Source organism: Caballeronia sp. LZ028, assembly GCF_031451415.1.
GTDB classification, from domain to species: Bacteria; Pseudomonadota; Gammaproteobacteria; order Burkholderiales; family Burkholderiaceae; genus Caballeronia; species Caballeronia zhejiangensis.
Genome location: NZ_JARUXN010000001.1, coordinates 2519805 through 2531885 on the forward strand (window position 1 = coordinate 2519805; position 12081 = coordinate 2531885).

The following is a 12081-nucleotide window of genomic DNA, read 5'->3' on the forward strand; positions in this document are numbered from 1 at the left end:
CTTACCGGAAGTTGGGCGTGCGTTTCTTAAGGAATGCGCTGACACCTTCTTTCGCGTCGTCCGAACAGAAGATGTGGTCACTTTCCATCAGCGATTGCGAGACAAGCGACGTCTCCGGTGCGTCGAAACACGCGTTAATGAGTCGCTTGGCTGAACGCATGGCTTGCGCTGGTCGTTTCGCAAGCGTTGCGGCGAGTGCTTCTGCCTCTTTTCGCGCCTCGCCACTGCCCACGACATCACTCACCAGCCCCCAGTCGAGCGCAGTGCGCGCGTCGATGGGTTCGCCGGTCAACACCATGCGTTTCGTGCGGGCCTCGCCAATCTTCCGGGCAACGCGATACGTTCCACCGCTGCTCGGGAAAAGGCCGAGCTTGATTTCAGGCAGGCACAGTTGTACTTGCGCTTCAGCGATGATGAAATCGCAACACGCTGCGATTTCCAGTCCGCCGCCGTAGGTGTAGCCGTTGAGCGCGGCGATGGTCGGCTTCGGAAACGTGCGAAGCAGTTCGAACACCTTATTCTGGAAGATAAGCTTCTTTTCGAGCACGGCGCCCGGAGTCAGCATGTCGCGAATTTCGCCGATATCGGAGCCCGCGCAGAATGCGCGCTCTCCCGCACCGGTCAGCACAAGGGCGCGCATTTCGTCATCGCGCTCGAGTTCGCGAAGCGCGGCGTAAAGCTCGCGCGTGAGTGGCGCCGACACCACGTTCATCGGCGGATTGTCGAGCGTAACAACCGCGTAACGGTCATTACGCTGAATGCGGATTTTCGAAGAGGCGTTCATCAGGCGCGCCCCCCGAGATTGAATACAGCGCGGCTTACGTCTCGTCGTCCGCTACCCGAAACCGCGCAGACTGCGTATAGCGGCTGCGTGGGTAGTAGCTCACGGTGACCTGCAATAGTTGCTGATTCGCGTCGTAATAGAAACGCGTCATCTGCAACGCGGCCTCTCCAGGCGCGGTCTGCAGGATGGAGGCGAGTTCCTCGTCCAGAATCGCGGCCGTCACGTCCTGCCGAATCTCTCGCACGCGCACGTTGAACATCTTCTCGATGTTCTGATACACCGGCGAGCTCGACACAGCCGGCTTCTTTTGCGCCGCTGCGAATCGAGGCGCAACGTACACCTTCACGAAGCTCATCGGCAAGTCGTCGCCCGGCGTCTTGCGGACAAAGGTTGCTTCCGACAGCAGCAAACCTTCCTTGCACTCGATGAGCGCGCCCAGCTGGGCGTCCACAATGACTTCCCGAATCGAATGCGCGTGCATCTCCGTGTTCTCGACGAACTGCAGGAGCGCCTCGGCCGAGTTCAGAGCCTTGAACCGACCCTGTTCCTGCGCTGGCTCGCGCACGATTGTCCCGATGCCCGGGTGCGAGGAAATCAGGCCGCGGTCCCGGAGCATCCGCAGCGCAAAGCGCACGGTTTGCCGGCTCACGCCGTACCGCTCGGTCAGTTCCTTCTCCGAGGGCAATGTGCTTGCGGGCGGATACTTGCCCTCGTGGATTTCGCGCGAAAGCATTTCCGCGAGCGTCGAGTACAGCGGCTGTTGCCCTGCGCTGCGCGCGAGGCGTTCCGGCGCTGCGTCGGTAGTGGTTGCCATGAGGTCCCGTGTCAATAGCATGCTTCGAATGTGCGTATTGTCGCCCATTTTTAGCGGCCTCCTGTCGGGAACCCCGGTTTTGCAAAGATTTGTGACTCATGGCGCGCTCCTCAGACCGTGATTCCGTACTGCTGCAACTGCGCTTCGGTGTAACCGAGACGGTCGATGAGAATCTCGCGGTTGTGGGCGCCGAGCGCCGGCCCTGCTGAGTCGATGCGGCCTGGGGTCTCAGTCAGTCGCCCAACAACGTTTTGCATGCCGATGGGCGCACCGAGTTCGCTGTCGGGCACATGGCAAATATTTTCCCGGGCCTTGATTTGTGCGTCTTCAAAAATCATCGAGACGTCATTGACAGGCGCCGCCGTCGCACCGAGCTCTTCGGACCGGTGCATGACCGTTTCCAAGTCCATGCATCCAATCGCTTGCTGAATTTGCTCGTCGAGCGCCTTGTCGTTGTCCAGACGTGCACGGTTGGTAGCAAAACGGGGGTCTTCGACCAAGTCGGGCCGGCCAATCATGTCGCAGATGCGCTCGAACGCCGCCTGCGAACTACCGGCAATGGCGAGCCACTTGCCGTCCTCGGTCTGGTAGGTGTTTCGCGGCGCGGTGAACGGCAGACGACTGCCATTGCGTTGCTGAATCTGGCCGAGCTGGTCGTAATTGACGACATGCGGTCCGAGGAGTGTCAGCAGCGTCTCATAGATGGCGAGGTCGACAACCTGTCCGCGTCCGGTCCGGCGCTTCTCATTAAGCGCGACCATCGCAAGAAAGGCGGCCATCATGCCGGTGCTCGCATCACCAAGCGCGAAGCCCGGAAGCAGCGGCGGTTGGTCAGGGTTGCCGCTGATAAAAGCGTAACCAGCGTAGGCCTCGGCCAGCGTACCGAAGCCCGGCCGGAACCTATAGGGACCGGTCTGACCGAAGCCCGTGATTCGCACCATGATGAGCCCAGGATTGATTTCTTTCAGCGTGTCGTAGCCGAGGCCCCACTTCTCCAGCGTACCCGTGCGGTAGTTCTCGATGACGATGTCGACGTCTTTGACGAGCTGCTTGACCGCTTCCACACCGATTTCCGTCTTCAGGTCGAGCGTCACTGAACGCTTTCCTCGGTTCAGGACTTTGTAGAACAGCCCCACACCGTCCTTCGTTTCGCCCCAACGGCGAATTTCGTCACCCACCTGCGGACGCTCCACCTTGATGACGTCCGCGCCGTGGTCGGCGAGGAACATGCCGCACATCGGCGCAGCGAGAAAGTTCGAGATGTCGAGAACGCGCACGCCTTCGAGCGCTCGTGAGGGTTTTGCCGAAGAATTTTCCATGTCCGCCTGTCCGCCTGTTCGAATGTACGTACATTCTCACAAGCGGAATGTGGTGGGTAGCTGGAGTAAACCCGCAGGTGAGCATTGGAATAGTCGAAGTAGCAGCGCCACAAAGGAGCGGGAGCTTCCTAGCTCTGGTACGCTACTCCCGGCTGCAATTTGGCAGACAGTACGACTCGCCGGGACATTAGCGATAGCTTGATGCAGTGCCTGAGCCGTCTGGGAGCGATAGACGATGGGCCGGGGAAGGAATAGACAACACCTCCCGAGAGAGGCCAAGATAGCCCCATTACAGGGGAGCCGGACTGGCTGGGCCGCTTTCCCGATACCATGTTCAAAGGTTTTCTTTACGACGGCTGTGCTGAAGACCGCCCTCTCAATTCACGACCATACCCCAAGACCGCAACCTCTGTGCGGTCCATGGTCGTAGATGCAGCTGAGAAGGTCGGAGGGTGATACTGCGAAAACTGTTATTAGGCGAGCTTGTGCAAGTACGCCACGTATATCGCCGCGCCGATATGCTGCCTGGAAAGGTGCAATGCGTCAGCTCGGATTGCGGCAATCGTACGGCTCGTCCGCTGTGGCTTCGGGAATGCCCTGATGCCCCTCCCCCGGTGCGTCACGAGGTCGAGAACGGCGAGTTGCGGGTCATCGCCGGCAACCATGCCTTGCCGCTGCAAGGACTCGTCGTCAGCTATCTCGAAAATCGCGCATCCGATGCCATTCGATTTGTTGCCGAACTTGCGTGTCAAGAAGCTGACCGGTACATGCGGTCGTCGCAGGCACCGTTCGCACCGGCTTGACAGTCCTTAGGGGCCCGTCGCTTTAAGAAAGCGGTACCCCAATGGAATGCCTCTCCTCCGTTCAGTAGGTGGATTCTGTTCTTTCGATGAAATCAGCGATGGCCGTCCACATCACCACGGGATTCGAATACATCGGGAAGTGTCCGCAGTTCGAAATCTCGGCCAATTCGACACCCCCGCGCTCGATATGGCTCAGATAAGACAGGTTTGAGTTCTGCTCGCCGTACATGAACATGCGCGGGAACGGAAGTCCGAGAAACCTCCGCATCAAATCTCCATCGTCCGATAGGCTGACCATTGATTTGAAGATGCCTGGAACCGCGTCGGCGCGTACCTTGTGGCGCAGACTGGAGGAATAGAGAGCACTTGCATATGCTGGGGCGTGAAGCGCACGTTCGATGAAATCGTCGAAGAACCGCTCCACACTGTCGGCGGGATACTGGTCAATCTGCCTGCTGAGAAAGCAGTCCTCGGGCGCGATGTTCCCCTCGATATCGGAGAAAGATAGGACGCGCTCCGGGAGCCGCGACCCTAGCATTAGCGCTGTCAGGCCACCCATAGAATGCCCTACCAGGTGGAAGCGCTCGAAGCCGAAATGGTCTGCGACCTCACGGGCCGTTTCGACGAGGAAGGGAATGCATACTTTACCGAGTTCGGCGCAGTCGGTCTCTCCGCACCCCGGCGCGTCGTATGCCGCGAAGGCGCGTCCCTCGAATTCTCGGTGTCGGACGATGTCGGCGTAGTCCTCTTTCGTGGAGCCGAACCCATGCAAGAACAGGACGGGCGCTTTCGGGCCGTGTCGGTACAACGCCGACACGGTCACTGATGTCCCCGATACCGATAAAGGAATCGACGACCGCTGGAATTCAGATTTCATGGCTTCGCGAATGTACGACAGGCCTCGAAAGACCTTTCTTGTTAATACCTGCCTATGATGCGGTTGTGTACCGGCTCAGCGCTCAAGGGTCTCGCAGAAACCTCGAATGGCGTCGCCCGCTCGTGCCAAGGACTTGTCGTCGAGCGCGTAAGCAATCCGAATGTACGGCCCGAGGCCGAAAGCGCTGCCATGGACTGTTGCAACACCAGCCTCATCAAGCAAAGCGTTGACCACCGCCTCATCGCTGTCCAGATGCGTACCGGCCCTTGTCGTCTTCCCAATCAAACCTTCGCACGATGCGAACGCATAGAACGCGCCTTGCGACACAAGGCAATGCAACCCGGGTGCTTGGTTGATTTGTTCGACCACCCGGTCGCGGCGTCGCTGGAAAACAGACCGTGAATGATGGATGAAGTCTTGAGGACCGTTCAGGGCGGCAAGCGCTGCATGCTGCGAGATGCTCGATGCGCCAGAGGTCTGCTGCCCTTGCAACTTTTCCATGGCATCAATAAGCCAGCGCGGACCCGTGCCGTATCCGATGCGCCATCCGGTCATCGCATATGCTTTAGACACGCCGTTCATCGTGAGCACGCGCTCACGCAATCGCGGCTCGACCTGCGCTATCGTTGTGAACTGCAGGCCGTCGAAAATCAAGTGCTCGTAGATGTCGTCCGACAGGACTAAGACATGTGGATGCGCGAGTAGGACGTCGGCGAGCGCTTGCAGCTCTGAACGACTATAAACGGCGCCGGTCGGATTGGACGGCGAGTTCAGAATCAACCAGCGCGTCTTGGACGTGATAGCCGATTGCAGCGCGTCCGGCGTCAGCTTGAAACCCGTGTCGGCAGTGCACGGCACGATGACCGAAGTAGCGCCGCATAGTTGAACGATTTCTGGGTAGCTAACCCAGTACGGGGCGGGAATGACAACTTCGTCACCCTCGTTGAGTGTGGCAGCAAGCGCGTTAAAGATAACTTGCTTCCCACCGGTGCATACCAGGGTGTCTTGCCATCCCACAGTGAGGTCGTTCTCGCGCTCGAACTTCTGCGCAATCGCTTCGCGCAATGCCCGGAGGCCGGCGACCTGAGTATAACGAGTCTGACCGGACTTGATGGCAGCAATGCCAGCATCGCGCACGTGCTCGGGCGTATCGAAGTCGGGCTCTCCCGCGCTAAGCGAGATGATGGAGGCGCCGCTGGCTCGGCGCGCTGCCACGCGGTCTATCACCTTGTAGGTCGCCGACGGGCGCGCATCTGCAAGGAAACGGTTCAACTGGGCAGATACCGTGCTCATCGCGCCTCCCGCCAGCTCGTCAGACCCATGAGTTCAAGCGTGCTGCGCCCCTCGCGAAGCTCGTTCATCATCCTGGCCTCTTTGTCCGCTCGTGCTTGCCCATCATCGATGGTGCGCAGAGCGTGTTCAGCCGGGAGAATGAGAACTCCGTCGTCGTCAGCAACGACGAGGTCGCCGGCTTCGACAAGTGTGCCAGCAAAGCTTATTCGCCGGCCAACCGACGGCGAGCTTGCCTTAATCGTCCCTCGCATCGAGACGGCTCGCGAGAAAACCGGAAAGCACCTTGCGACCAAGGCCGCAATGTCGCGAACGCCACCATCGATGACCAGGCCGACGACTCCGGCGGCCTCAGCTGCAACGGTTAGGACCTCGCCCCAGTATCCAGCGATGAAGCCTCCCGTTGACACTACCAGCACGCTACCTCGAGGTACGCGTTCCATGGCGATATGTATGGAGAGGTTGTCGCCCGGAGAGCACTCGAGAGGAAAAGCGGGGCCAGCGATGGACGCGCCCGGCCACACGGTTCGGATATTGGAGTCAACTGCAGCGGTTGAGATGCCTGAGGCTTCATAGAGCGTCGAGGTTCCCAAGGCGCGTGCTTGCTCGCGGATGCGCTCGTCGTACGTCGTCGTAGCCATCAATCCTTCCTTTGCAGTGTGTGGTAGCCCAGAGCAGCGCGCGCCTCGCCAAGCGTTTTTCCTTGTGCGAGCTGTTCTCGGATGCGAGACTCGTTTTCCTCAATCTCACGCGCCGTGGCGGCGACGTCCCGAGCACGCGCTCGGGGAACGATGACCACGCCATTTGCGTCTGCGACGACGATGTCTCGCGAGGCGACACGTACGGTTCCGATTCCGACCGTGGAATTCACCGACTCCACCTGAACGCGGTCTTTCCCGGTTCGCATGAAGCGACCAGCAGTGAACAGCGGGTAGCCGTCTCCCAAGGCCTTGTTCACATCACGGCAGACTCCGTCAATGACCGTGCCGGCAATATCTCGCATCCCTGCATATTGGGTCATGATGTCGCCCCATATCGTGCAGTCCGTCCTTCCATCGTTGTCGATGACAACAACATCGCCCTGCGCGATTTCGTCTATGAAGTCACCGACGGTGCCAGGCGGCACGCTTGCGGGAACGTATTTGACTGTGAATGCCGGTCCGACAACGACCTCGGTGTAATCGGCAAGCGGTGCGATACCAAGCGCCTGTCCGTGGATGCCCAGCTTGTCCAACGCATCTGACACGCCGGGGGTATCGAGGCCCGCGAAGAGCTCGACAAGCTCGCGGTCTTCCGCGCTTGCCTTTTTGGGATTCATCATAGGGAACTCCAGAGAGGAAAATTACTGAGCCCGGATGGCCTCGAATTCTTTGTCGTGCATGACATCGGCGACAGAGCGTCCCGCCCGAACGGCGGCGACCATTCCATCTTGACGGCGCACGATGCGCTCACCAAGGTCGAGAACTTCATCGATTCGCGCAGCCGGCACGAACACGGTGCCGCAGCGGTCAGCAATCACGAAGTCGTCTTCATGAACGGCGACTCCTGCAATCTGAACAGGCTTGCCAGAGTCGACCTGAATGACGCGATTGCGCGCGCTAATCATCGTTACGCCACGACCGAAAACCGGGTAACCGACAGCTTCGCTGCCTTCGATGTCTCGGCTTACTCCGTCGATAATCGAGCCGCGGACCCCTTTGGCGACAGCAGCGTTTGCCAGGATGTCACCCCAACACGAGATGCCCTCGAGCCCACCACTGATGACCAGAACACGGTCGTCGCTCGTGATTGCCTCAACAACCGGGGTGATGAGATGGACCGTCGGTGCGGCATCCGTCTTGGGAGCGAGCTGGATAGTGCTCGCACGGCCGACAATCTTCGGGCAGTCCCAAAGAGGGCGAAGACCGAATGTGGCGCCTGCCAGTCCCAGAAAATCGAGTGCATCAGAGACTGTGTTCGTGTCGAGCGAGGCGAGTCGCTCAAGAGTTGACGCGTGAGTCATCGATAAAGCTCCGTTTGCGTGATGACGCAATGGTCGGACGATGCACTTGATTTGTAAATTCGCAATACGGTATCTGTCTGATACGATTTAGCAATCAACGCATTCGAAATGCTTGCAGTCTGAGGACACGGAAATGACCACTATCGATTTCCGGCTTATTCGTCAGCTCTGGATGTTCCTGGCGGTAGCCGAAGAAAAGCACTTTGGACGGGCTGCGCAGCGATTGAACATGTCGCAGCCGCCGCTTACAGAACAGATAAAGGTTCTTGAGCAATCGCTGAAACTGACGTTGTTTGACCGCTCAAGACGCGGTACTCAGTTGAGCGCCGCCGGGGCGGCCATACTGCCTGCGGTGCGGCAGTTCGCAGACCAAGTCGAGCGCCTCGAACGCGTAGTGCGCGAGGTCGCGGCAGGTCAAACCGGCGTGCTGCAGGTCGGCGCAATTACGTCTGCAATGCTGGAGACGGTTCCTGCAGTCCTAGCAGCACTGAAGCGGGACCATCCGGACCTCACAGTGTTCATTCGAGAGATTGATAGCGTGGAAGCGATACCTGCACTCGAATCTGGTGAGCTTGATGTCGCGTTCGTGAGGCTCGACGGCAAGGTCGGCCACGGAATCTCGACTTTGCCGCTGGCGGAGGACCGACTCGCCGTTGCCATCCCGCGCGACCACCCGCTCGCGGATGTGCCTAGAGTTCGTCTGCGGTCACTCGCCGACCAGCCCTTGATAATGTCGTCGCGGCAGGTCAGTCCCGCGTACTTCGATTTTCTGACGGCAGTCTGTCAGTCACACGGCTTTGCTCCTCGAGTGCTGCATGAGGTGCGGTCGGTGATGTCACAAATTGCCTTCGTCGGATGCGGTCAAGGTCTCGCGCTCGTTCCCGCATCGATGCAGAAGCTTGCGTCTGAAAACGTTGTCATCAGGCCTTTGAAGGAGCGAGTTATAGTAGTCACGGCCGCTCTCGCTTGGAACCCTGGGCGTCACCATCCCATGGTTGACGCGGTTGTTTCTTGGGCACAACGTGCCGGCGGTCGCTCGGCCATTAGCCCTAATTCGCTCAATCGGTAAGCACCGAGCGAGTCATTTGGACGGCTGACACAGGATGTCTACCAACTCATCGCGATATAAATTCTTCTCTGCTGGATTGCGCTGGAAGCATACGTGCAGGTTTCGTTGAGACCATGGTTCAAGTAGCTCAATGACTGCGACTTTTCCTTCATCCGACGCTTCGATGGCCGTCCGAGGCACGATGCCGATTCCGGCTCCAGATGAAACGAGCCTGGCAATTGCGCGATAGCCGGAAACCTGCACGCGAACATCCAATCGCCCGTCCAGCGCACTCGCATGATTCATTAGAAACGTGTGCAAAGCAGCTCCCGATTGCAGGCTAATAAATGGCTGGCCCAGGCACCCTTTGAAGCTGACAGGACTTTGTTTGGCAAGCACGTGTGTAACCGGTGTGAGCAGAACAAGCTGGTCCTGTTTGTACGGTACAAATCGCAATGCCGGGTGTTCAGACTCTAGTGCCACAACACCAACATCCGCTCGGCCTGCAACGACAGCGCCGACGATGTCGTGGCTTAGCCGCTCTTCTAACGTGATGCGAACGCTCGGAAATGCAGCGAAGAATCTTGCGAGGTCGTCCGGAAGATGCGAGCTGATTGCGTTGTTGTTCGCGAACACTGTGACGTGGCCCGTCATTCCCTGAGCGAACGGGAGAAGGTCCGAGCGCATTTGCTCCAGTTGCGCAAGGCAACGCCTTGCATGCTCAACAAGAACCTGTCCGGCGGCAGTCAGCGCTACACCTCTTGGATGTCGACTTAACAAAGTCACGCCGACTGCGTCTTCGAGATTCTTCACCCGAAGGCTCGCGGACGACGGTGCTAAGTGACATCGCTCAGCACCGCGCGAAACGTTGCCCTCCTCCGCGACAGCGACAAACACCTTCAGGTCAGTCAAGTCATAGCTCATCGAGTTCGGATTCGGCGAAAGGTACCAATCCTTTTATAGCACATAGGCTTCTTTAAAAAGACCGCGCGAATTGTGCTGCAGTGCACGATTTCGAATTTATCGAACGCTGCCTTTGCTAAATCTCGCTGTAAATTTCCGCGCCCTGCTCCGATACTGCGAGCCATCGACAGAACTCTAGGAGACACTGATGGCGACATCAATCGAAGGCGCAACCTCCCCCAAGCCGCTTGCCGGTGTGGTAGTGGTGTCCATCGAACAGGCACTTGCCGCCCCGTTGTGCACAGGGCGTCTTGCAGAAATGGGGGCTCGCGTCATTAAAATCGAGCGCGCAGAAGGCGACTTCGCGCGAGGCTACGATGCAGCGGCAAACGGCCAATCGTCCTATTTCGTCTGGACAAATCGAGGCAAGGAGTCTGTCGTTCTGGATTTTAAGAGCGCTGATGACGCGGAGCTTTTACATCGGCTCATCGCTGAGGCAGATGTCTTCATTCAGAACCTGGCTCCGGGCGCTCTGGAACGGGCAGGTTTCGGCAGTGAAAAGCTGCGTGAACTCCATCCGCAGCTCATCACCTGCGACATCAGCGGGTACGGCACAAATAACGCTGCCAGCAACCTTAAGGCATACGACCTTCTAGTGCAATGCGAAAGCGGTCTCGCAGGAATCACCGGCGCGCCGGATGCATGCGGGCGAATCGGCGTCTCAATCTGTGACATCGGCGCAGGGATGAATGCGACTATCGCAGTTTTGTCGGCCCTCGCGTTTCGCTCAAGCACCGGCAAGGGCTCCGGGGTATCCGTTTCCTTGTTCGACGGCGCCGCCGACTGGATGACCATCCCCTACGTCCACGAAGTCTATGGAAGCGGTGCGCCCACTCGGCAGGGACTGAAACATCCCTCAATCGCCCCCTACGGAGCGTTCAAGACGAAAGACGGCGACGAAATCGTCATCAGCATCCAGAACGAGCGCGAGTGGCGACAGTTCTGCTCGGCGTTCCTCCAACAGCCCGAGGTTGCTGAAGATTCACGCTTCTCATCCAACACAAGTCGGGTGCGTAATCGTGGAGCGCTTGACTTGGTGATTGCCGACGCATTTTCCGGAGTCGACTCAAACGAAGCACTTATACGGCTGTCGGCGGCGAACACCGCTTACGGTCAAGTCCGCTCGATTGCTCAGATGGCCGAACATCCAGCGTTGCGGACGTGGCCGATGACGGTTGATGGCGAAGAACTGCGAATGATTGCTCCGGCGGTTCGCGCGCCCTGGGATAGTCAGCACTTTGATGCTGCACCCCTATTGGGAGAGCACACCGAACGCATCCGCTCGGAGTTCGCAACGAAACAAGTGGGAGAACTCGCATGAGCACCGTCGACATTACTCGCCTGCGCGAGTGGATTGGCAACAGCCAGTCGGACCGTGACGTACTCTCGTCGCGCCAAGCGCGACTGATGGCAGCAACGCTCGGAATTTCTCAATCGGACTTCGTCGACGGCACACCACTGCCTCCACTTTGGCACTGGCTCTACTTCCTCAGTGGCGAGCCGGCTTCGGCGCTCGGTCGAGACGGCCACCCAGCAAGAGGCGGTTTCTTGCCTCCCGTGCCGTTGTCGAACCGCATGTGGGCCGGCGGCACGCTCGAATTCCACGGCGACCTGCCGCTGGGCGCGGAAGTTGAAAAGCGCTCGAGTATAGCGTCGGTTGAGCACAAGCAAGGACGAAGTGGCGAGCTTGTTTTCGTGACGGTGCTGCATGAAGTCGTGCACGAAGGCAAGGTCCTCGTCACGGAGCACCATGACATTGTCTACAAAGAAGCGTCCAGGGCCGGTGCTACGGCCGCGAAGCTGGAGATGCCCCAACCGCAGCAAACGCGTCGGGTGAAACCAGATTCGACGATGTTGTTCCGCTACTCCGCACTGACGTTCAACGGCCATCGCATTCATTACGACGCGGACTACTGCCGCGAAGTCGAAGGCTATCCGAATCTCGTGATTCACGGTCCACTGAATGCAACGCTTCTTGCCGGCTTCGCCGAAGAAGTGAGCGGACGTCGGCTGAAACACTTTCGCTATCGCGGAGTGCAGCCCTCGATACTCGGTAACGAATTGGAGTTCAACGCCGCGCAAGACGGTGACCAACTCGTAGTTTGGGTGAGCTTACCCGGCGGTGCCGTCTCGATGCGAGCGGAAGCCTCGTTCTAGACCCACACAAGCTTGCCTTAACGA

13 protein-coding genes are annotated in these 12081 nt (G+C 58.7%); 4 read left to right on the forward strand and 9 right to left on the reverse strand.

From position 1 onward, the window contains the following. Position 1: 1 nt before the first annotated feature. The 3 genes from QCE58_RS11940 to QCE58_RS11950 all read right to left on the reverse strand — a co-directional run bounded on the left by QCE58_RS11940 (position 2) and on the right by QCE58_RS11950 (position 2917). Positions 2-784 (reverse strand): enoyl-CoA hydratase/isomerase family protein, encoded by a 783-nt coding sequence (locus tag QCE58_RS11940; RefSeq protein WP_250521306.1) that lies wholly within the window; start codon positions 782-784, stop codon positions 2-4. Positions 785-818: 34 nt separating this feature from the next. Continuing rightward, on the reverse strand, positions 819-1646 hold the full coding sequence (locus QCE58_RS11945) for a GntR family transcriptional regulator (RefSeq protein WP_250521307.1): 828 nt from the start codon (positions 1644-1646) through the stop codon (positions 819-821). Positions 1647-1708: 62 nt separating this feature from the next. Next, a complete protein-coding gene (locus QCE58_RS11950; protein WP_250521308.1) occupies positions 1709-2917 on the reverse strand; it encodes a CaiB/BaiF CoA-transferase family protein in 1209 nt (402 codons plus the stop codon). A gap of 485 nt (positions 2918-3402) precedes the next feature. On the opposite strand from QCE58_RS11950, the gene QCE58_RS11955 reads away from it, so the two are divergent. Then, positions 3403-3720 (forward strand): hypothetical protein, encoded by a 318-nt coding sequence (locus tag QCE58_RS11955; RefSeq protein WP_250521309.1) that lies wholly within the window; start codon positions 3403-3405, stop codon positions 3718-3720. 61 nt (positions 3721-3781) lie between these two features. Here the strand turns inward: QCE58_RS11955 and QCE58_RS11960 are convergent, their stop codons facing one another. From QCE58_RS11960 to QCE58_RS11980, 5 genes are all read right to left on the reverse strand, one after another. Continuing rightward, positions 3782-4597, reverse strand: a complete 816-nt coding sequence (locus tag QCE58_RS11960) for an alpha/beta fold hydrolase (protein ID WP_250521310.1) — start codon at positions 4595-4597, stop codon at positions 3782-3784. A 75-nt stretch (positions 4598-4672) separates the two neighbouring features. Further along, on the reverse strand, positions 4673-5890 hold the full coding sequence (locus tag QCE58_RS11965) for a pyridoxal phosphate-dependent aminotransferase (RefSeq protein ID WP_250521311.1): 1218 nt from the start codon (positions 5888-5890) through the stop codon (positions 4673-4675). Further along, on the reverse strand, positions 5887-6528 hold the full coding sequence (locus tag QCE58_RS11970) for an RraA family protein (RefSeq protein WP_250521312.1): 642 nt from the start codon (positions 6526-6528) through the stop codon (positions 5887-5889). Before QCE58_RS11970 ends, QCE58_RS11965 begins: the two co-directional genes overlap by 4 nt. After that, a complete protein-coding gene (locus QCE58_RS11975) occupies positions 6528-7208 on the reverse strand; it encodes an RraA family protein (protein WP_250521313.1) in 681 nt (226 codons plus the stop codon). Before QCE58_RS11975 ends, QCE58_RS11970 begins: the two co-directional genes overlap by 1 nt. Before the next feature lie 21 nt (positions 7209-7229). Next, positions 7230-7889, reverse strand: coding sequence for an RraA family protein (locus QCE58_RS11980; RefSeq protein WP_250521314.1), 660 nt, complete (start codon positions 7887-7889; stop codon positions 7230-7232). Positions 7890-8022: 133 nt separating this feature from the next. Between QCE58_RS11980 and QCE58_RS11985 the strand changes: the two genes are divergently transcribed. Beyond that, positions 8023-8958 (forward strand): LysR substrate-binding domain-containing protein, encoded by a 936-nt coding sequence (locus QCE58_RS11985; protein ID WP_250521315.1) that lies wholly within the window; start codon positions 8023-8025, stop codon positions 8956-8958. A gap of 12 nt (positions 8959-8970) precedes the next feature. Here the strand turns inward: QCE58_RS11985 and QCE58_RS11990 are convergent, their stop codons facing one another. After that, positions 8971-9849, reverse strand: coding sequence for a LysR family transcriptional regulator (locus QCE58_RS11990; RefSeq protein WP_250521316.1), 879 nt, complete (start codon positions 9847-9849; stop codon positions 8971-8973). Positions 9850-10048: 199 nt separating this feature from the next. Between QCE58_RS11990 and QCE58_RS11995 the strand changes: the two genes are divergently transcribed. Both QCE58_RS11995 and QCE58_RS12000 read left to right on the forward strand, forming a co-directional pair. Next, on the forward strand, positions 10049-11221 hold the full coding sequence (locus QCE58_RS11995; protein WP_250521317.1) for a CaiB/BaiF CoA-transferase family protein: 1173 nt from the start codon (positions 10049-10051) through the stop codon (positions 11219-11221). Further along, positions 11218-12057, forward strand: a complete 840-nt coding sequence (locus QCE58_RS12000; protein WP_250521318.1) for a MaoC family dehydratase N-terminal domain-containing protein — start codon at positions 11218-11220, stop codon at positions 12055-12057. Before QCE58_RS11995 ends, QCE58_RS12000 begins: the two co-directional genes overlap by 4 nt. The last annotated feature ends 24 nt before the right edge of the window (positions 12058-12081 follow it).

Bases quoted from the DNA above. Each gene is read 5' to 3' on its own strand.
- QCE58_RS11960 (WP_250521310.1), bottom strand. From the start codon at position 4,597: ATGAAATCTGAATTCCAGCGGTCGTCGATTCCTTTATCGGTATCGGGG.
- QCE58_RS12000 (WP_250521318.1), top strand. From the start codon at position 11,218: ATGAGCACCGTCGACATTACTCGCCTGCGCGAGTGGATTGGCAACAGC.
- QCE58_RS11985 (WP_250521315.1), top strand. From the start codon at position 8,023: ATGACCACTATCGATTTCCGGCTTATTCGTCAGCTCTGGATGTTCCTG.
- QCE58_RS11940 (WP_250521306.1), bottom strand. From the start codon at position 784: ATGAACGCCTCTTCGAAAATCCGCATTCAGCGTAATGACCGTTACGCG.
- QCE58_RS11965 (WP_250521311.1), bottom strand. From the start codon at position 5,890: ATGAGCACGGTATCTGCCCAGTTGAACCGTTTCCTTGCAGATGCGCGC.
- QCE58_RS11970 (WP_250521312.1), bottom strand. From the start codon at position 6,528: ATGGCTACGACGACGTACGACGAGCGCATCCGCGAGCAAGCACGCGCC.
- QCE58_RS11945 (WP_250521307.1), bottom strand. From the start codon at position 1,646: ATGGGCGACAATACGCACATTCGAAGCATGCTATTGACACGGGACCTC.
- QCE58_RS11950 (WP_250521308.1), bottom strand. From the start codon at position 2,917: ATGGAAAATTCTTCGGCAAAACCCTCACGAGCGCTCGAAGGCGTGCGC.
- QCE58_RS11980 (WP_250521314.1), bottom strand. From the start codon at position 7,889: ATGACTCACGCGTCAACTCTTGAGCGACTCGCCTCGCTCGACACGAAC.
- QCE58_RS11975 (WP_250521313.1), bottom strand. From the start codon at position 7,208: ATGATGAATCCCAAAAAGGCAAGCGCGGAAGACCGCGAGCTTGTCGAG.
- QCE58_RS11995 (WP_250521317.1), top strand. From the start codon at position 10,049: ATGGCGACATCAATCGAAGGCGCAACCTCCCCCAAGCCGCTTGCCGGT.